Below are 16871 nucleotides of genomic sequence, written 5' to 3'. Positions count from 1 at the left end.
ATGGCCCCAGTAATTCCTGCATAATCGTGCAATAGGCTTACGGCGACATTAACGACCATCATACCGCTGCAGGCGGCACACCTTTCCAAATCGTAAACGAGGACACCCCCTGACCGCGCCAAACGTGCCGCCCGTCATCGTCTGGTTTCGCGACGATCTCCGCCTGTCCGACCACCCCGCCCTGCACGCCGCCGCGAAGACCGGAGCGCCGGTGGTCTGCCTCTATGTGCTCGATGAGACGACCGGGCGGGCACCGGGTGGCGCGGCGCGCTGGTGGCTGGCGCAGTCGCTGCGGGCGCTCGGGGCCGAGATCGCCGAGCGCGGCGGATCGCTGGTCCTGCGCAGGGGACCGGCCGCCAGGGTCATCCCCGAGGTGGTGCGCGAAAGCGGCGCCCGCGCCGTCTACTGGAACGGGATCGCCCAGGCGCCGCATCAGTCGGTTGAGCGAGCGCTCGAAGCGGCGCTGGCAAAGCTCGGAGCAGACTCACAAAATTGTCCCGGCGATTTGCTCGTCCCACCTTCGGCGATCCGCAACAAGGATGGCCGGGGCCTGCGCGTGTTCACACCATTCTGGCGGCGCGTGCTGTCGCTCGGCGATCCGCCAAAGCCGCTGCCCGCACCGAAGGCGCTGCGCCCTGCAGCAAGGATCGCCGGCGATCGTCTGGAGAGCTGGAAACTCGAGCCGGCCAAACCCGATTGGGCCGGTGGCCTGCGCGAGGCATGGATTCCCGGCGAAGCCGCGGCGCGAGGCCGTCTCCGCGACTTCCTCAAGCGCACCGCACGCGTCTATGCCGGCGACCGCGACCGCCCGGACCGGGAGGGCACCTCGCGGCTCTCGCCGCATTTGAGGTTCGGCGAGCTCAGCCCGCGCCAGGTTTGGCACGCCGCGCGGTTCGCCGCGGCCGAAGATCCGGCGCTCGGGACGGACATCGAGAAATTCCTGAGTGAGCTCGGCTGGCGCGAATTCTGCCGTCATCTCCTCCACGACCATCCCGACCTCGCCACCGCAAACCTGCAGACCAACTTCGATGGCTTCCCCTGGACGCACGACGACAAGGCGCTCGCGGCCTGGCAGCGCGCGCGCACCGGTTATCCGATCGTCGATGCCGGTCTGCGCGAGCTCTGGCACACCGGGGTGATGCACAACCGGGTGCGGATGGTGGTCGCCTCCTTCCTGGTCAAGCACCTGCTGATCGACTGGCGCGAGGGGGAAGCCTGGTTCTGGGACACGCTGGTCGATGCGGACCCCGCCAGCAATCCCGCCAACTGGCAGTGGGTCGCCGGCTGCGGTGCAGATGCAGCGCCCTATTTCCGCGTGTTCAATCCGGTGCTCCAGGGCGACAAGTTCGATCCGGACGGCGCCTACGTTCGGCGCTGGGTGCCGGAACTGAAGAACCTGCCGGCCAAGCTGATCCACCAGCCCTGGCGGGCAACGCCGATCGAGCTTGCGAGCGCGGGCATCACGCTCGGCAAGACCTATCCGCAGCCGATCATCGATCACGCCAGGGGGCGCGAGCGTGCGCTCGCCGCCTACGCAAAGATCCGCAGAGGTTGAGCGCCGCTTTGACACAATTTCGAAACCCGCTATCGTCATTGCCTCAGTCAAACCGCGGGGGACGATATGGACGACGAAAAGCCGATCACCGAACAGGCGATGGACACGATCACCAGCGCCGTCGATGCAACCAAGGACGCGGCGGTCGCCGCCGTCAAGCAAGTCAGGAAAGCCGCCAAGAAGGTCGCGAAGAAAGTAGGCCCGAAGAAGACGTCCAAGAAGAAGGCCAAGAAGAAGGCGAAGACGTCCTCAAAGAAAGCGGCCAAGAAGACCGCGAAGAAGGCCGGCAAGACATCTGCGAAAAAGGGCGCCAAGAAAGCTGCCAAGAAAGCTGTCAAGAAAGCCGGCAAGAAGAAGAAGGCCAAGAAGGCGAAGCGCTGATCACGACGCTCAGGACAGGTCTCCGGGAGTGGACATCCGCCTGGAGACCTGCCCCACGATACGCGACCCTTGCCGCGCGGCGGCCCGGCTGTCCGGCCGATCACGAACGTGCCCCGTTCAGCAGGGATGTATTCCGACGCCCCGCCCCGTCCGCCTAAAGGGCGATGCGATCACGCTTTAGGTTGTTGTTGGAGCATGATCTTTTCGGAAAACCGCTGCGCACTTTTCCGGATCATGCCTTAGAAGCGCCGGTTGACGACGAACACCGCCGCCGCGCACATCGCCATGCCGGCAATCGCCAGCGCATCGAGTCTTTCTCCGAACAACAGATAGGCCATCAGCGCGGTGACGGCGGGCACCAGGTAGAACAGGCTCGCGACCGAGGTTGCCGCAGCGTGGCGGATCAGCCAGTACAACAACCCGATCGAACCGATCGAGAGTGCCACGGCGAGCCAGGCGAGCGCGAGCACGAACTCCTGTGTCCAATGCACCACCCGGTCTTCGAGCAGGAATGCCCCGATCGCGAAGAAAATGGTGACGGCAACGTATTGCACGAGATTGCCGGCTCGCCAGTCGATCTGGTTGCAGTAGCGGCGCTGATAGAGCGTACCGAGCGTGATGCTGATCAGCGAGACGACCGAGGCAAGCCAGCCGAGCCCGGCTTCGCCGGTCATGGGACGGTTGTGCAGGATCAGCATGACGCCTCCGAGGCCGAGGACGAGGCCGGCCCATTGCACCGGTGTCACCTTCTCGCCGAGCCAGCGATTGGCGATGGTCGAGGTCAGGATCGGCTGCAGTCCCGGAATCAGCGCAGAGAGCCCGGCGGGAATCGAATGCGCAATCGCGATCGCGGTGCCGCCGAGATAGAAGCCGTGGACGAGGATGCCGGCGACCGCGCTGTGGGCGATGCCGATCCGGTCGGGCCATTTCGGCCGCGCGATGCCTGCGATGATCGCCATCAGCCCGACCACGATGGCCATGCGGATGGCGAGATAGGTCAAGGGATCGGCATTGTTGACCACGTATTTGGTGCCGATGAATCCCGTGCTCCAGAGCAGGACGAACAGGATCGGCGCGACGCGGGCGGTCAGGTTGTCTTGATTATGGTTCATTGCGGCCTCATTGCCTCAGCGGAGGCCATGCGGCAATGCGAATTTCGTTCGGACGATGTTGCGCTGCGGCGGATGACAGCGGTCTAAGTCAGCGTCAGCTGATCACCATTCTTCCGGACAGGGATCGACGATCTTCCAGAGCTCGACGCCGTTCTTGATCTTCTTCATGTCGGTGGTGAGGCCACCATTGCGACGAATCCAGTCCTTCACCTTGTCGGGGTAGTAGGACATGAGATCGGAGGTGCCTTCGGCACTGGTGACCTTGATGCCGAAGGTGAACGCCTTGTCGTAATAGGCCTGGTGGAAACCGAGGCTCGCGCGCGGCGTCACGCAGATCTTGTTCATCGGCACGATGCCGAGCACGAGCGTGCAGGCCGAATTGCAGATGCCGTCGATGATGACGCGCTCGCCTTTCTCGCGCACGCGCTTGTACTTGGCCTTGTACTCCTCGACATAGCCGCCATGGTCGCGGGTTATGTGCAGCTCGGCGCGCGCCGGCGTAGCGGCAGCGACGGAGAGCAACAGCAGGCTCAGAAGCGTGATGCGCATGGCGAGATAACGGCGATGGCCTTCAGGAATCACCGACCTTGAAGGACCCGCAAGTGATCCCGTGGGGACGGCGGCAGGATTCTTAAGCAAATACTCTTTGGTCATACTTGTGTGGGGAATTCGTTAAGCATCCGGAAAAGGCCAAAAATGGGCAGCTTTCGACCGCATGTCCGGCAATTCTGTCACACCCACCCGGAAATCTGCAGGACCGGCCATGATTTCCGGCCTTCGCAGCGATGCCTGACCGCCCGAAATTGCTATAAATAGTTGATCTGTTCGAGCGGGTTCCGGAGAATCGAGATGAGCAAGTTGACGCTTGTAGCCGCGGTTGCGGCCCTGACGGCTGCAATCCTGGCCCCTGGCCTTGCGGAGGCGCATGGACATCACCGGCACCACCGCTCCTATGCCAACCCGCTACCCTACCCGATCAGCTATCTGCACAATTACGGACCCGGCATCACCCCCGGCACCTTCGCCTATTACGACGGTCCGTCGACCAACTACTGCTACCGCAGCGCGGCCGCTTATATCGGCCAGGACGGCCGGCGGCACCCCTGCTACTGAGGCGCCGCGGCCCTCTGTCAGGCACCTATTTTGCGGCGCCCGACAGCAGCAATTGCTTCTCGATCTCGTAGACCGGCAGCTTGACGAGGTCCTTGCTGACCTCCCCCTGAAGCGCCTTGCGCACGGCGTCCGAATAGTCGGCGCGGATCATGCCGAGCGCGCGCGGTGAGGCCACCATGGTCAGGGCCTTGGTCTCGCCGGAGCTGACGGCAGTATCGAGCCGGCCCGCCAGTCCCCGCAAGAAGGCGCGCTCGGCCTCATCGTGCCAATCGGTCTGCTCGACTGAGCTGCGCGCCCCGCCGGCCGCCGGGTGCAACCGGCCAGGCGCGTCGCTGCCTTGCGCGGTAGTCGAGGGGTTGGACTGCTCATGCACTTCCCGGGTGTGGAGATTCGGAAACTTGTCGTCGCCGAGGTTCTCCAGAATGAGCGCCTTGCGCCCGTCGCACACGACCAGCCAGTCGCCCTTGGCCATTCTCATCTTGTCCATCACAACTTCTCCTTGCCACTCGCAGATGCCGCTTCGGCATCAGAGCTGTTCTTCGAATTCCTCGAAGGACTTGCCGAATTGCGCCATCGCCTCTTCCAGATAGTCGGCGAGCATGGGCGTGCCGATCAGGTAGGAGGCAGTGCGCTGGTTGTGCGCCTGCGCGGCCTGAGCGCGCAGTTGGCGCCAATCGGACAGATCGCCGTCGCCGCGGCCGAGCCAGGTCAGCGCCACGAGATCGATTTGTTCATCGACATTGAGATCGCGGATAAAACCCGAAAGCTCGGCACGGTCGGTGGTTTCGCCGCGTCCGCCGCGGCCGAAGCTCATGTCGTCGTCACCAGATTCCAGGACGACACCGTTCCCGCCCGCTTCGCTGTCGGACCGGCGCGACTTCGAGATGACGAAGAAGACCTTCTCCGGCGAGATCGACAGATTTGGAATGACTCGCATCCAGCTCACCTTGTCCGGCAGCAGGCACCACGCCACTGCCATAGGAGCAACACTAAAGCCAAGGCAGACTTGCGAATTGCGCAGGATCAAGGTCTAAGGCACGGCATTGCTCTACGGTGGAATTGGGCCGGGCCAGCTCGCTGAAGGTTTGTTCATCAGTATTACATTTCGGTTCCGCCACAATTTGATCCGAACAATTTCGATATCCTGCATCGCGTAAGCGGAGGAAGACATCATGAATCTCAAGACTGGCCTCGTCGCCACGTCCCTGTTCGGCGCCCTCGCGGCATCGTCGGCGGCATCCGCCATGCCCATCGCGCCCGCACCGGCGACACCGCAGGTCTCCGGAGTCGAGCAGGTCCGCATGGTCTGCAACGCCTGGGGGCAGTGCTGGTGGCGCCCGAACTACTACGGGTACTACGGGCCGCGGCCGTATTACGGCCCACGGTACTATGGGCCGCCGCGCTATTACGGTCCGCGCTATCGCGGTTATTACGGCTATCGCCGCTGGTGACGTTTGAAGGGCCCCTTGGGGCCCTTCGCTTTTGCGGAATCATTTCTTGCGCGGCCGTCCCCCGGACTGGACCTGATCCAAATCAAAGTTGAAATCAGCCGATACAGTCATTCTACATGGTGACGAAGCGACGGGGTTTCGTCCTGCGCCAGTCACGCCTGCAGCATTTCATCGATCTCGCCGCCGGCGAAGCGATGAGCCGAGACCGTGGCGGTCACATCGATCCGGCGGATCTGATGGCATGATGTCCGCAATACTACGGCCCGGAATCCGGTTTACTGAACCGCGATGTTTCGCCATTGATGGCAATGCATCGACATTCATTTCATTTTCTCATTTCAGCAGCCGGCCAGAACCATGTTGTTCGACGACCTCGCTCCGTCCTCCGCGCTTCAACTGATCGGGTTTTCCGATGTAGACGCATTTCGGCCGATCGAGACGATGGAAGATGCGAGAAGCATTCCATTGGACATCCCGAACTTCGCGGCGGCCCGTGCCGTCGTCTCCCTGCCGGCGTGCCGCATCATCATGATGAGATCGTTCGCACGCATCCTCGATGCCGCCTATCGCATGCCGGGTGGGATGGTGATCCTGTCCATGACCGACGACCTCCAGGTCAACTTCAAGGGAATGGATCTCGACGCCCGCTTCATCGTTGCCCTGCGCGGCAACGATGAGTGCCATTTCGTCGAGCCGCGGGCCAATCATTATGCCATGATCATCTTCTCCCCTGCGCTGAGAGACCGGGGCTGGTTCGACCACGTCGACGATTTGCAGGCGCTTGTCGCGAACCGGCCCGCCCTGCTGCACACGCGACAACTCTTGATCGACATCCTGCGCACCGCGTCGGTGCAACCGGGCCTGTTCGAAACCACCGAGGTTGCGGGCCATCTCCAGGAAGGCCTGCTGCTCGCTCTCGACGACCTGTTCCGAATCGATTCGATCCCGGATCGGAGTACCTCGGTCCAGGGCGAGCGAGCGATCAAGCTCGTGCAGCGCATCGACGACTACGTCGCGACCCATCCGACCACGCCGATCTATACAGCCGATCTCGCGCGCGCGTTTGGCGTCTCGATCCGGACGCTCGGCGGCGCCGTCAGCATGGTACGCGGCATGAGCCTGCACCAGTACATTCGCCTGAAAAGGCTGTGGGCGACCCGCTCCCGCCTCCTCAAGGGCGGCGGCGTCACCGTTGCCACCTGCGCACGCGCCCACGGCTTCCACCATCTCGGTGAATTTGCCGCAGCCTACCGCGCAATATTCCACGAGGCGCCCTCCGACACGCTGTCACGCGGCCGGCGAAGCGGTGTCTCGGCAGGCTGATTGACGCCGCGGGCACCGCGACCGGCATTAGCGCCGTTTCGGAACATATCTAGAACACCAGGAGACTGGCGCGCTCGGAAGGATTCGAACCTCCGACCCTCGGAATCGAAATCCGATGCTCTATCCAGCTGAGCTACGAGCGCCCTCGCCCGGGTACCGGGCCACCGAGATTCGCCAGACCGCGCCGGTCACGAACCAGCACACCGGACGGCGTTCGGATTGGTTCGAATTAGCAGAGAGCCCGGCCAATAAAAAGCCCTTCCGGCCTCGGTCGAGGCGGGTCGAAGGCGCTGTCACCAGGTCGTGTTGAAGAGACCGAAATGCGGCTGCTGAGCGACCTGCATCATCGGCCGGCCGGGCTGCGGCGCCGGATGCGTCCTGACGATCCTGCGCTTGGGCTGAGGAGCCGGCACAGGAGAAGCTTGAGCCTGAGCGACCTGAGATTGAGTGGCCCCTGCCTTCTTGGCGGCGGCGGTATTGGTCTTCGGCTCGGGCGTGAACTGGGCGAAGGTCTCGCGTACCCGCGTCTTGGCCGAGATCTCAGCCAATGCCGGGGAGACGCCGTCCTGTACCGGCGGCTGGGGAGCCGCAACAGCGGCAGTCTTCACCGCAGGTGCGGCAATCGTCGGCTGGCTCGTGTCGAGCACAACACGCTCGGGCAGATGCCGATTGGACCGGATTCGGATCAGGGGCTGGTCGTTGCCCGCAGTCGTCGCAACGGCTTGTGCCACAGGCGCCGCCGGGAAGACGAAATCCGCCGCGAACAGCAGTGCGAGCAGAGCTCCACCGACAAAAATGAAATACCTAAAGATGGGCATTGGCCGTGCTCCGCCCCTTGCATCCCCGCGTGGGCTCTCCGCCTCAACAGGCGATCTCTCAATTGGTTCCTGACCCAGCCATTTGGTTCAAATGGCGATGCATAGTTTCTTGGCCAAGGTGCGCGTAGAGTAACTTTTCCGCTACCGGAACGTGCCGCCTTTAGGCGCGGCGCGCTGCGACCAGCGAACATTTCGCCTGATCGGCATTCACGTTAACGAAGCCGACGGGGATACGCGCAAAGGTCTTGCGGCTCTTCATGCTGACTGCATCCGCCAGCACCCGGCTACGGTTGGTAAGATGACTGCCATCGCGCCGCGCAAATGCGCAGACGATCTCGACATCTTTAACGGCATAGTCATTGTCGTTTCGCAGCGTTAGCGTCACCAGGGCTTTGGAGCCGAGGCCGCCGCGACGCCAGGTCTGCGATGAAATCCTGAGCCGACTGAGTTCCGCCGTCGCAGGTGCCGGAGCTTCGGACGCCGACGATACCACCGCGGACGCATCGCCCGAAGGAGCCGACTCGACAGCCGCCAGCTCCGGCCTCGCCGCCTCAGCACTATTGCCTTTGGAAAGGGGCAGCAGCATCCAGATGCCGCAGCCGACGATGATTGCCGCCAGCAGCCACAGAAGACCACGGCCAAACGAGACGCTCGCCATCGTTACGGCCCGCGCCAATCGTTCGCCGGTTCCGGCGAAGCGCCCCAATCCGATCCGGTCGAGCCTGGCACTCATGGTTGCAGCACCGATCGCAGCCGAGCACGTTGAACTGGGCCACTGCTACCTTAATCCGGGCGACGAACTAAGGTTCCCGCACGTGATGCGAGCAAGGACGGTGGCGACCACCGGCCGAGGCCGCTAACATGCGCCGCAACATCGGAAGACCCCGTTGGGAGAAAATGAAATGCCAATCGCCGTCACTTGGGATCACGTCCATCTGCGCAGCCCCGATCCAGAGGCCACGGCGGCCTGGCTGCGCGACATCCTTGGTGGCGAGATCGTGCGCGCCCCCGGACGGATCGACGTGAACCTTGGCGGAGCCAGGATCTTCATCGCACCGCTCGAGGGCGACAGCGCTGTCAACCCGCCGCCCCCGCATCCGCATCAGGGTCTCGACCATTTTGGCCTGGCGGTGAAGGACATCGACGCCGTCGCCGCCGAGATCAAGGCCAAGGGCGTCACCTTCACGCGCGAGCCGACGACCATTCGGCCCGGCGTGCGCATCTGCTTCATCCGCGGCCCCGAAGGCATCTCCATCGAGCTGCTCGAGCGCGACAAGAAATACACCTGACGCGGCGCCGGCCGCCTCAGGCATACCACCGGGACGACGTGAGCCCGCGCGGGGGCTAAGTCATGCTACCGGGCATAAAGCAGCGGATGGTGACGCCCATGTAGCCGTAGATCGGCCAGACCATGGTGCGCCCTACCCGGTTCGGCTCCGAGATCACGGCCTCCTCGGGCACATCGACCCAGACGAGTTCCTGCTGCTGGCCGTCGAGCGCATAGCCGTAGCGCGGGACACGGACGCGATAGTGCCCGTCCTTGCTGTCCCAGTCGGAGTCCGAGAGCGCCGAACCGTCGGCATCGGAGCAGCAAGGCCCCTTGCCGCTGCGCAGACTGTCGAACCAGGCCTTCAATTCGGGATTGGTATTGGCGAACTGCCCGCGGTCGCGCGCGTGCCCCGAGGAGGCTGCGAGCGCGATCAAAGCCAAGGCCGGCGCCAGCCGCGTCAGGTTTCCCCGGTGTCTCGCGTCGCCAATCCGCCGTTGTTCGCTTTTGCAATTCGTGGGACGCACACTGTACAGACGCGGCTCATTGCCGCCGGAATCGATCCAGTTGGTCACGTTCGTCTTGCTCCAGCACCCCGCGGCCAGTGCAACAATGGTTATGCATTTCGCGGGCCAACCCCGATTCGTAACGGCGAGCCCCGCTTCACCATCAGAGCGTCATGACGGCATCACGCACAAGCCGGGACAACTACGGCTCGCCGTTGCAGGCTTCCGCGAGCGGCCGGCAAACTGCCGCGTTGCGCGAGGGGATGGGCTTTGGCATAAAAGCCGGACCGGTGACGCCATTGGGCGATGGCGGCCGGCCCACGGGACGTTATGAAGAACGGCCTCTATTCAATTCACGTGACCCTGCTCGATGGTCGAGTCGGCAAGGGCAGCGGCGTGATTCTTTTCCGCGACGGCAAGATTCTTGGCGGCGATGCCTACCTCTATTACACCGGCAGCTACACGGTGAAGAACAACAACACCTTCAAGGGCGAGGTGCTGGTGCAACGGCACACTTCGCCTCGGGGCGACGACAATCCGCTGTTCGGCGGCCCTGCCCCGGTCGGCATCGGCGTCAGCGGCACCTACACGGACACGCGCGCGGAGATGACGGGCACGGCGCTGGTCGGCAAGGCCAGCCTGATTTTCGGCGCCACCCTGCACAAGCTCGCAGAAGTCGATTAGCTATTCCGCAGCCTGCTCGAGCGGCGCCACGCGCGGCAGGATGATCTGGATACGCGTGCCGCCGCCAGGTTCGGAATCGAGATCGAGCCGTCCGCCGAGCCGGTTCGTAACGATGCTGTAGACGATGTGCAGCCCGAGGCCGGTGCCGCCTTGGTCGCGCCGTGTCGTGAAGAACGGATCGAAGGCACGGCGGCGGACGTCGAGCGACATGCCGCAGCCATTGTCGGAGAAGATGATCTCGACATTGTCCTTGCCGGACTCGCGCACCTGGATCTCGATGGTCCCCGGCCGGCCGTCCGGGAAGGCGTGCGCCACCGAATTGAGAAACAGGTTGGTCAGCACCTGGCCGTACGGACCGGGATAGCTGTTCATGGTCAGGTCCGGCTGGCACTCGACGTTGAGCGTCAGATTGTGCTTGCGTAGGCCTGGCCGCAGGCTCATCACCACCTGCTCGGTGAGGTCGCCGAGATCGAAAGTGCGCTGGTCCGAATAGTTGCGGTCCGCTGCGACCTGCTTGAACGACTGGATCAGCTCGGCGGCACGGTTGAGATTGGAGACGAGCTGCGAAGACGCGTCGCGGCTGGTGTTGAGGAACTCGTTGAGCGTGGAGCGGCGCAGCTCGCCGCGCTCGACATCGGCGGTGAACATCGCAGTCTTGCGCTCCAGCGCGGAGGCGACGGTGAGGCTGATGCCGACGGGATTGTTGACCTCGTGGGCGACACCGGCGACCAGGCGCCCGAGCGCGGCGAGCTTCTCCGCCTCGATCAACGAGGCCTGGGTTTCGCGCAGATTGCGTAGCGCGGTTTCGGCGGCTTCCTTGGCCTTGCGCATTTCCTGCTCGCCGCGTTTGCGCTCGCCGATGTCGAGCGCGACGGTCACGATCCGCTCGATCTCGCCCTCGGTATCGAGCAGCGGCAGCTTGTTGACCAGCCATTGCCGCATGTTGCCTGCCGCGTCCTTGTACTCCTCCTCGTAGAAGCCGAGCCCCTTGCGGAGCTTGAGCACCCTCTTGTCGCTCTCGTCGGACTTGGCCGCGCCATAGCGCGACATCAGATCGGCCGTGGTGCGGCCGAGCGCGTCGCCGGGCTCGATGCCGAAGATGCCCGCCATGTAGCGGTTCATCAGCACGTAGCGCAGCTCGCGGTCCTTGACGTTGATCACCGCGGGCACGGTGTCGATGACCTGCTGGAGCAGGCGCCGGCCCTCGGCGATGGCGTCCTCCGCGCGCTTCTGGTCGGTGATGTCGCGGAGCGTACCCTCGTAGCGGACGATGTTGCCCTGCTCATCCCGCACCCCCGTGGCGCTGTCGGAGAGCCAGAGGATGTTGCCGTTGCGCTGGCGTACCTGGTACTCGAACTCGCGCACCATGCCGTCGCGCGCCATCAACCGCTGGTATTCGGCACGCGCCTCGGGATGGACGTAGATCGTGTGGGCGATGTCGTTGATGCTGTCGATCAGCTGCTGCGGGCTGTCATAGCCCATCATCCGCGCCAGCGCCGGATTGGCATTGAGGAGGTCGCCGGCCGGCGTCGTCACATAGATGCCGTCGACCGAGCCCTCGAACAGTTTCCGGTAGCTCTCTTCGGCGAGGCGCTGCTCGGTCAGCGCGTGTACCGCCGCCTCGCGCGCCGTGTCGGCCTCCTCCAGCGCGCGGCGGAACACTTCGGCCGCCCGCGCGATGTCGCCGATCTCGTTGTCGAGCTCGGCGGACGGAATCGAGGTGTCTTTCCGGCCGGCCGCAAGCGCGCGGATGGATCGCGCGATCTGGGCGAGCGGACGCACCGTCCTGCGTACGACGAACAACGCAGCGGCGATGCCGATCAGCACGCCGATCGTACCGAGCACGATGCTCTGCCACCGCGCCTCGGTCAGGGTGCGGGCAAAGTCGCGCGACAGCACGTGGCCGCGCCTTGCGCTGACCTCGCGCAGCAGTTCGGTGACGCGGCCGATCAATCGGCCCTCGGTGCCCAGCACCTCGCGATCGATGTCGGCGATCTGCCGTTCGCGGACGGCGACGGCCATGATGGCCTCGGCATAGTCGTTCACCGCCGACTTCAGTTTGGCATCGCCAATATCAAGCGCCCGCATCCCCTGCGCGGCCTGCTCGGCCGCGGACGGGTTGCGCGCGAGCAACCCGACCGCGATCCGGCTCTGCGCCTCGGACAGGCGGGATGCCAGCTCGCGGTCCGCAGTGCCTGCGATGGCCGCATCGAACCGTTCGCGCAGCGGCGGCAGGCCGGCGAGCAGCTGGGCGCGGCGGTCGATCAGGGTCGAGATCCGCTCCAGACCGTTGCGATAGGTCGCAAGCCGCTCGGTGACCCCGTCGATCATATCCTGCTGTTCGGGCGCGAGCTCGATGCGGGTCTTCTTCAGGATGTCGCTCAGGGTCGAGGCCGCCTCGCCCACCTGCTGGAACTGGATGCCGGCGCCGGGGTCTGTGACGAAGTCTCGCGCGGCGACGCGCAGCTCGTTCATGCGGCGATCAATATCCTCGGCGAGATCTCCGACGCTCTGGAGCCGCTGCAGCTCGGCGAATGTCGTGTCGATGTGCCGGATCGCGATCACGCTCGCGGTCGAGGTGACGATGATCACCGCCAGCATCAACAGAAAGCTGCCGAAGGTGAGCTGGCCGATGGAGAGCGAAAATGTTCGCCTTTTCTCAGGGGGCGGCGTCAATTCGGCGGACATTGCTGGTTTGAGGACCGGGCTGCTGGAGACCCAATATACGACGTATTGCCGCCCGGGGGGAACATGCCTCGGGGCGCGGAATATCGTTAATATCGGGACCTGCTGCCCGAACGCTGCCGCAGTCGAAAACACCGCGAGCGCCGACAGCCGATGTCATGGACGGAACCGAGCGCGTCCGGCTCGTCGATACTTCGCTGCCTGTCGAAGTGTGTCAGCCGACAGCCCCCACCTCGAACACCTCACCGTCATAGCCGGCTTCGCGGGGGATGCGGAGCTGGCGACCGGTCTCGGTCTTGGTCATCACCGGCATGACCGTGACGATGGACAGGCCGCGGGCGTGCTCCAGCGCCGCGCTCACGTTCGGCTGCTTCGCAAGCCGGATCAGGTTGCGCGTGGTCGGAAACGGCAACTTGAAGCGGCCGCTCTCGCCGCCCTCCACCGCTTCGCGCGGCGAGACCCAGATCGAGTCGGTGGACTCACGGCCGTCATGAGCGCCGAGCTGGTCGGGCGGAGCTGCCGCGAGGAAGAACCAGGTGTCGAAGCGCTTCGGCATGCCCTCCGGCGTGATCCAGTGTGCGTAAGGCACGAGCGTGTCCAGCGCGAGCTGGAGGCCGTTCTCGGCGAGGATATCGAGGAAGCTGATCTTGTGCTCGTTGAGCGCGATCCGGTGTGCGTCGGCGATCTCGCCAGCACGCTTGGCGTCGACCGGCGCGCCGATATCCTTCGATCGCGCCAGCAGGATGCCGCTCTCTTCAAAAGTCTCGCGGATCGCGGCGATACGAAATCCGCGGTCCGCTTCGCTGAGGCCCTCCCCGCCGGAATACAGGTCCGAGCGCGCGACGATCTCCTTGTCGCCGGCATCGACGCTGCCGCCCGGAAACACCAGCGCGCCCGAGTTGAACTCGATCTGATGATGGCGAACCATCATGAAGACCTCGATGTCCCGTGCTGCGCCGTCGCGCAGCAGGAGGATCGTCGACGCCGGGCGTGATGCTGATGTATCGGCCATTCAACTAACCCGCGGCGCTGGATTGCGGGCCGAGATTGGCGCGCTTGTCGAAACGGGCGACCCGCGACAAGAGATAGTCGACCTCGGCCTTCGCCGTCGCCGTCATCGTCGCACCGGGCTTGCGCTGCGCGCTGGAGGCGATGATGCCGCGCTTCTGCAGCACGTATTTGCGCACGGTGAGGCCGACGCCGGGCTGTTGCTCGTAACGGATCAGCGGCAGATGCGCGTCGAAGATGTCATGCGCGGCGTCGCGCTTGCCGGCCTTGGAGAGGTTCACGACGTCGATCAGAAGCTCGGGGAAGGCGTAGCCGGTCATGGCGCCGTCGGCGCCGCGCTCCATCTCGAAGTCCAGGAAGGTGCCGCCATTGCCGCAGAGGATCGAGAGCGGACGGAGCGAGCCATCCTTCTGGAAGCCGCGCAAGGTCGAGATCTTCTCCAGGCCCGGCCAGTCCTCGTGCTTGAGCATCACGCAATTCGGATTGTCCATGACGATCTTGCGGATCACGGCGGGGGTGAACACGACCTGCAAGGTCAGCGGATAGTCCTGCAGCACCCAGGGCACGTCAGGGCCGATCGCTTCCGCTGCCTGCTTGAAATAGCCGACGATCTGGTCGTCGGTGCGAAGCGAGGGCGGCGGCGCGATCATGACGCCGGCCGCGCCTGCGTCCATCGAGGCCCTCGCCAGCGCGCGCATGGTGGCAAAGCCCGGCGCGGAGACGCCGACAATCACCTGCATCTTCTTGGCACGCTTGACGTAGCGCACCGCCACCTGCTCGGCTTCAGTGGCATCGAGCTTGGGGGCCTCGCCGAGGATGCCCAGCACCGTGACGCCGTCGCAGCCGACCTCCTCGTAGAAATCGGTCAGGCGGTCGATCGAGCGCTCGTCGATCCGGCCGTCGTCGTGGAACGGCGTCGGCGCGATTGCGAAAGTGCCCTTGGCGTCGGCGGTGAGTTTCATAGGTCTCTCTCTTTCTCCGTCATTCCGGGGCGCGCGCAGCGCGAACCCGGAATCTCGAGGTTCCGGGTTCGGCTCTTCGAGCCGCCCCGGAACGACAACAACAGCTAAAACCGCCGCGCCCCCATCTTGATCTGCTCCTCGGAGAAGAAGATCTCCTTGGCGTGATCGGCGATGTCCTGGGCTTTCCAGCCCGTGTGCGGCGGTTTCCAGCCTTCCATTTCCATCATCCGCATTTCGCGCACGCCGCGGGGCCCGGACACGCCCAGCACCTTGCCGGTCTGGTCGCCCGACAAATCGCTAACCATGTATAGCACGGCCGGCGCGATGCCGTCCGGCCCCAGCGCGGCGCCGGGGTTCTCCTTATAGCGGGGCAGGTCTGCGGTCATGCGGGTCAGGGCCCCCGGGGCCAGCGTCCAGACCCGGATGTTGTACTTGCGGCCCTCGATCGCCAGCACGTTGGACAAGCCCCAGATGCCGCCCTTGGCCGCACCGTAGTTGCTTTGGCCGAAATTGCCGATCAGCCCGGAGGTCGAGGAGGTGTTGACGATGACGCCACCGCCATTCTCCCGCATCCAGCGAAACACCGGCAGGGTGCAACAAAAGGTGCCCTTCAGGTGCACCTTGATGACCTTGTCCCAGTCGGCCTCGGAGGCCTTGGCGAAGGTCTGGTCCCGCAGAATGCCGGCATTGTTGACGAGGATGTCGGCACGGCCGAAATGCCTGATGGCGTCGTCGAACACCGACTGGCCGCCTTCCATGGTGGAAATGTCGGCACCGTTGGCGACCGCCTTGCCGCCCTCGGCCTTGATCGCGTCCACCACCTGCTGCGCCATGGACTTGTCGGCGCCGGAGCCGTCGCGGGGCCCGCCGAGATCGTTGACGACGACCGCGGCCCCTTCCCGCGCGAACAGTCTTGCGTAGGCCTCACCGAGCCCCCCGCCCGCGCCGGTGATCAGCGCAACCTTGCCATCGAGCAGTCCCATGGTGGCTTCTCCCTGTTTGTTTTCTCGTGTCCCGGACGCGATGCAGCGTGAAACGCTGCGTCGCCAAGCCGGGACCCAGTTCCTTGTTACGTCCGCTGGGCCCCGGCTCAGCAGCGCATCACTGCGTGCTGCGCCGCGTCCGGGGCACGAGACCGTCCTAATCCAGCACCGTCTTGCCGTTCTTGATCACGGTGACGCCGCGCGACTTCACCTTGGCTTCGAACGAGACCACGTTGCCGTCCTTCCAGAGGTCCATGGTCACGGTCTCGCCGGGATAGACCGGCGAGGAGAACCGCGCGACGTGCTGGCGGAAGGCGCTCGCGTCGTAATCGGCATAGGTCTGCAGCACGCCGCGGCAGGTGATGCCGTAGGTGCACATGCCGTGCAGGATCGGGCGCGGGAAGCCCGCCTTCTTCGCGAATTCCGGATCGGAGTGCAGCGGATTGCGGTCGCCGCAGAGACGATAGACCAGCGCCTGGTCGGGGCGCGTCGTGATGTCGATGGTCTTGTCGGGCGCGCGCGAGGGGATCTTGTGCGGATCGGGTTGACTCAGGTTCGGCCCGCCAAAGCCGCCGTCACCGCGGGCAAAGCGCGAGGCGACCAGCGTCGCCAGCTTCTCGCCCTTTTCGTTCTTGAGCACGGTCTGGTGAACGATGACGACGCCCTTGTCCTTGCCCTTGTCGTAGACCTCGAGCACGGAGGAATCGGCAGTGATGTTGGCGGCAACCGGCAGCGGCTGGTGGAAGGTGATGTCGCGCTCGCCATCCACCACCATCACGCGGTTGAGATTCATCTCGCCCGGCCCCGAACCCCAGGCCGCGACGGAGGCGAAGGTCGGCACCACCTTCAGCGGCCGCGGCGTCAGCGTGCCCTCGTTGACGAAAGCGAGCTCCTTCTCGTCCATGGGATCGGCGCCGAGGCCAATGCCGTAGGCGTAGAGCATCACTTCGCGGTCGGTGTAGGCGTATTTCTGGCCGATGTTCTTCAGGCCTTTGAGTTCTTCATATCTGGCGGACATTTTGT

General features: G+C 64.5%; 19 protein-coding genes and 1 tRNA gene. 7 read left to right on the top strand and 13 right to left on the bottom strand.

The annotated features are described in order from the left end of the window. Nucleotides 1-163 precede the first annotated feature (163 nt). Both XH96_RS16705 and XH96_RS16700 read left to right on the top strand, forming a co-directional pair. On the top strand, nucleotides 164-1555 hold the full coding sequence (locus tag XH96_RS16705) for a deoxyribodipyrimidine photo-lyase (protein ID WP_246790171.1): 1392 nt from the start codon (nucleotides 164-166) through the stop codon (nucleotides 1553-1555). A gap of 66 nt (nucleotides 1556-1621) precedes the next feature. After that, entirely contained in the window at nucleotides 1622-1936 is a 315-nt protein-coding gene (locus tag XH96_RS16700) for a histone (protein WP_194393411.1), read from the top strand. Between the two features lie 239 nt (nucleotides 1937-2175). Here the strand turns inward: XH96_RS16700 and XH96_RS16695 are convergent, their stop codons facing one another. Beyond that, entirely contained in the window at nucleotides 2176-3048 is an 873-nt protein-coding gene (locus XH96_RS16695; RefSeq protein ID WP_194393410.1) for a DMT family transporter, read from the bottom strand. A gap of 102 nt (nucleotides 3049-3150) precedes the next feature. Continuing rightward, nucleotides 3151-3597 carry a hypothetical protein gene (locus tag XH96_RS16690; protein ID WP_061027138.1) on the bottom strand — a complete coding sequence of 149 codons (447 nt, stop codon included), beginning with the start codon at nucleotides 3595-3597 and terminating at the stop codon, nucleotides 3151-3153. 300 nt (nucleotides 3598-3897) lie between these two features. On the opposite strand from XH96_RS16690, the gene XH96_RS16685 reads away from it, so the two are divergent. Continuing rightward, entirely contained in the window at nucleotides 3898-4161 is a 264-nt protein-coding gene (locus XH96_RS16685; protein WP_194393409.1) for a hypothetical protein, read from the top strand. Between the two features lie 25 nt (nucleotides 4162-4186). Here XH96_RS16685 and XH96_RS16680 read toward each other — a convergent pair whose 3' ends face one another. Together XH96_RS16680 and XH96_RS16675 are read right to left on the bottom strand one after the other, a co-directional pair. Further along, nucleotides 4187-4648 (bottom strand): host attachment protein, encoded by a 462-nt coding sequence (locus XH96_RS16680; protein ID WP_194393408.1) that lies wholly within the window; start codon nucleotides 4646-4648, stop codon nucleotides 4187-4189. Between the two features lie 39 nt (nucleotides 4649-4687). Further along, on the bottom strand, nucleotides 4688-5098 hold the full coding sequence (locus tag XH96_RS16675; RefSeq protein ID WP_194394156.1) for a DUF3775 domain-containing protein: 411 nt from the start codon (nucleotides 5096-5098) through the stop codon (nucleotides 4688-4690). A gap of 235 nt (nucleotides 5099-5333) precedes the next feature. Between XH96_RS16675 and XH96_RS16670 the strand changes: the two genes are divergently transcribed. Together XH96_RS16670 and XH96_RS16665 are read left to right on the top strand one after the other, a co-directional pair. After that, a complete protein-coding gene (locus XH96_RS16670; RefSeq protein WP_194393407.1) occupies nucleotides 5334-5612 on the top strand; it encodes a hypothetical protein in 279 nt (92 codons plus the stop codon). A 357-nt stretch (nucleotides 5613-5969) separates the two neighbouring features. Then, nucleotides 5970-6935, top strand: a complete 966-nt coding sequence (locus XH96_RS16665; RefSeq protein WP_194393406.1) for an AraC family transcriptional regulator — start codon at nucleotides 5970-5972, stop codon at nucleotides 6933-6935. Between the two features lie 66 nt (nucleotides 6936-7001). On the opposite strand, the gene XH96_RS16660 is transcribed toward XH96_RS16665, so the two are convergent. The 3 genes from XH96_RS16660 to XH96_RS16650 form a co-directional block, all read right to left on the bottom strand. Further along, nucleotides 7002-7078: transfer RNA gene (locus tag XH96_RS16660), tRNA-Arg, on the bottom strand. Nucleotides 7079-7228: 150 nt separating this feature from the next. Continuing rightward, nucleotides 7229-7753 carry a hypothetical protein gene (locus XH96_RS16655; protein WP_194393405.1) on the bottom strand — a complete coding sequence of 175 codons (525 nt, stop codon included), beginning with the start codon at nucleotides 7751-7753 and terminating at the stop codon, nucleotides 7229-7231. Between the two features lie 160 nt (nucleotides 7754-7913). After that, nucleotides 7914-8486, bottom strand: coding sequence for a hypothetical protein (locus XH96_RS16650; RefSeq protein ID WP_194393404.1), 573 nt, complete (start codon nucleotides 8484-8486; stop codon nucleotides 7914-7916). 169 nt (nucleotides 8487-8655) lie between these two features. On the opposite strand from XH96_RS16650, the gene XH96_RS16645 reads away from it, so the two are divergent. Beyond that, nucleotides 8656-9042 carry a VOC family protein gene (locus XH96_RS16645; RefSeq protein ID WP_194393403.1) on the top strand — a complete coding sequence of 129 codons (387 nt, stop codon included), beginning with the start codon at nucleotides 8656-8658 and terminating at the stop codon, nucleotides 9040-9042. A gap of 55 nt (nucleotides 9043-9097) precedes the next feature. On the opposite strand, the gene XH96_RS16640 is transcribed toward XH96_RS16645, so the two are convergent. Next, nucleotides 9098-9595 (bottom strand): hypothetical protein, encoded by a 498-nt coding sequence (locus XH96_RS16640; protein ID WP_194393402.1) that lies wholly within the window; start codon nucleotides 9593-9595, stop codon nucleotides 9098-9100. A 261-nt stretch (nucleotides 9596-9856) separates the two neighbouring features. Here XH96_RS16640 and XH96_RS16635 point away from each other — a divergent pair, with 261 nt between their 5' ends. Next, nucleotides 9857-10210: a GrlR family regulatory protein gene (locus XH96_RS16635; RefSeq protein WP_028178611.1), complete on the top strand. Its 354-nt coding sequence runs from the start codon at nucleotides 9857-9859 to the stop codon at nucleotides 10208-10210. Here the strand turns inward: XH96_RS16635 and XH96_RS16630 are convergent, their stop codons facing one another. The 5 genes from XH96_RS16630 to XH96_RS16610 form a co-directional block, all read right to left on the bottom strand. After that, entirely contained in the window at nucleotides 10211-12898 is a 2688-nt protein-coding gene (locus tag XH96_RS16630) for a PAS domain S-box protein (RefSeq protein ID WP_194393401.1), read from the bottom strand. Between the two features lie 211 nt (nucleotides 12899-13109). After that, a complete protein-coding gene (locus XH96_RS16625) occupies nucleotides 13110-13907 on the bottom strand; it encodes an NUDIX hydrolase (RefSeq protein WP_194393400.1) in 798 nt (265 codons plus the stop codon). A gap of 4 nt (nucleotides 13908-13911) precedes the next feature. After that, nucleotides 13912-14865, bottom strand: coding sequence for a dihydrodipicolinate synthase family protein (locus XH96_RS16620; protein ID WP_194393399.1), 954 nt, complete (start codon nucleotides 14863-14865; stop codon nucleotides 13912-13914). A gap of 104 nt (nucleotides 14866-14969) precedes the next feature. Further along, nucleotides 14970-15848, bottom strand: coding sequence for an SDR family oxidoreductase (locus tag XH96_RS16615; RefSeq protein WP_194393398.1), 879 nt, complete (start codon nucleotides 15846-15848; stop codon nucleotides 14970-14972). A gap of 157 nt (nucleotides 15849-16005) precedes the next feature. Next, a complete protein-coding gene (locus XH96_RS16610) occupies nucleotides 16006-16866 on the bottom strand; it encodes a MaoC family dehydratase (protein ID WP_194393397.1) in 861 nt (286 codons plus the stop codon). Nucleotides 16867-16871 lie beyond the last annotated feature (5 nt).

It is taken from the genome of Bradyrhizobium sp. CCBAU 51765 (genome assembly GCF_015291725.1).
GTDB classification, from domain to species: domain Bacteria; phylum Pseudomonadota; class Alphaproteobacteria; order Rhizobiales; family Xanthobacteraceae; genus Bradyrhizobium; species Bradyrhizobium liaoningense.
Note: the sequence above shows the minus strand (reverse complement) of the source record. Positions and strands in the feature narration are given on the sequence as shown.

What these genes read in the sequence shown, in the direction of transcription:
- XH96_RS16670 (WP_194393407.1), top strand. Translation starts at nt 5,334, where the DNA reads ATGAATCTCAAGACTGGCCTCGTCGCCACGTCCCTGTTCGGCGCCCTC.
- XH96_RS16655 (WP_194393405.1), bottom strand. Translation starts at nt 7,753, where the DNA reads ATGCCCATCTTTAGGTATTTCATTTTTGTCGGTGGAGCTCTGCTCGCA.
- XH96_RS16650 (WP_194393404.1), bottom strand. Translation starts at nt 8,486, where the DNA reads ATGAGTGCCAGGCTCGACCGGATCGGATTGGGGCGCTTCGCCGGAACC.
- XH96_RS16615 (WP_194393398.1), bottom strand. Translation starts at nt 15,848, where the DNA reads ATGGGACTGCTCGATGGCAAGGTTGCGCTGATCACCGGCGCGGGCGGG.
- XH96_RS16665 (WP_194393406.1), top strand. Translation starts at nt 5,970, where the DNA reads ATGTTGTTCGACGACCTCGCTCCGTCCTCCGCGCTTCAACTGATCGGG.
- XH96_RS16695 (WP_194393410.1), bottom strand. Translation starts at nt 3,048, where the DNA reads ATGAACCATAATCAAGACAACCTGACCGCCCGCGTCGCGCCGATCCTG.
- XH96_RS16635 (WP_028178611.1), top strand. Translation starts at nt 9,857, where the DNA reads ATGAAGAACGGCCTCTATTCAATTCACGTGACCCTGCTCGATGGTCGA.
- XH96_RS16630 (WP_194393401.1), bottom strand. Translation starts at nt 12,898, where the DNA reads ATGTCCGCCGAATTGACGCCGCCCCCTGAGAAAAGGCGAACATTTTCG.
- XH96_RS16620 (WP_194393399.1), bottom strand. Translation starts at nt 14,865, where the DNA reads ATGAAACTCACCGCCGACGCCAAGGGCACTTTCGCAATCGCGCCGACG.
- XH96_RS16690 (WP_061027138.1), bottom strand. Translation starts at nt 3,597, where the DNA reads ATGCGCATCACGCTTCTGAGCCTGCTGTTGCTCTCCGTCGCTGCCGCT.
- XH96_RS16680 (WP_194393408.1), bottom strand. Translation starts at nt 4,648, where the DNA reads ATGGACAAGATGAGAATGGCCAAGGGCGACTGGCTGGTCGTGTGCGAC.
- XH96_RS16675 (WP_194394156.1), bottom strand. Translation starts at nt 5,098, where the DNA reads ATGCGAGTCATTCCAAATCTGTCGATCTCGCCGGAGAAGGTCTTCTTC.
- XH96_RS16685 (WP_194393409.1), top strand. Translation starts at nt 3,898, where the DNA reads ATGAGCAAGTTGACGCTTGTAGCCGCGGTTGCGGCCCTGACGGCTGCA.
- XH96_RS16700 (WP_194393411.1), top strand. Translation starts at nt 1,622, where the DNA reads ATGGACGACGAAAAGCCGATCACCGAACAGGCGATGGACACGATCACC.
- XH96_RS16610 (WP_194393397.1), bottom strand. Translation starts at nt 16,866, where the DNA reads ATGTCCGCCAGATATGAAGAACTCAAAGGCCTGAAGAACATCGGCCAG.
- XH96_RS16645 (WP_194393403.1), top strand. Translation starts at nt 8,656, where the DNA reads ATGCCAATCGCCGTCACTTGGGATCACGTCCATCTGCGCAGCCCCGAT.
- XH96_RS16625 (WP_194393400.1), bottom strand. Translation starts at nt 13,907, where the DNA reads ATGGCCGATACATCAGCATCACGCCCGGCGTCGACGATCCTCCTGCTG.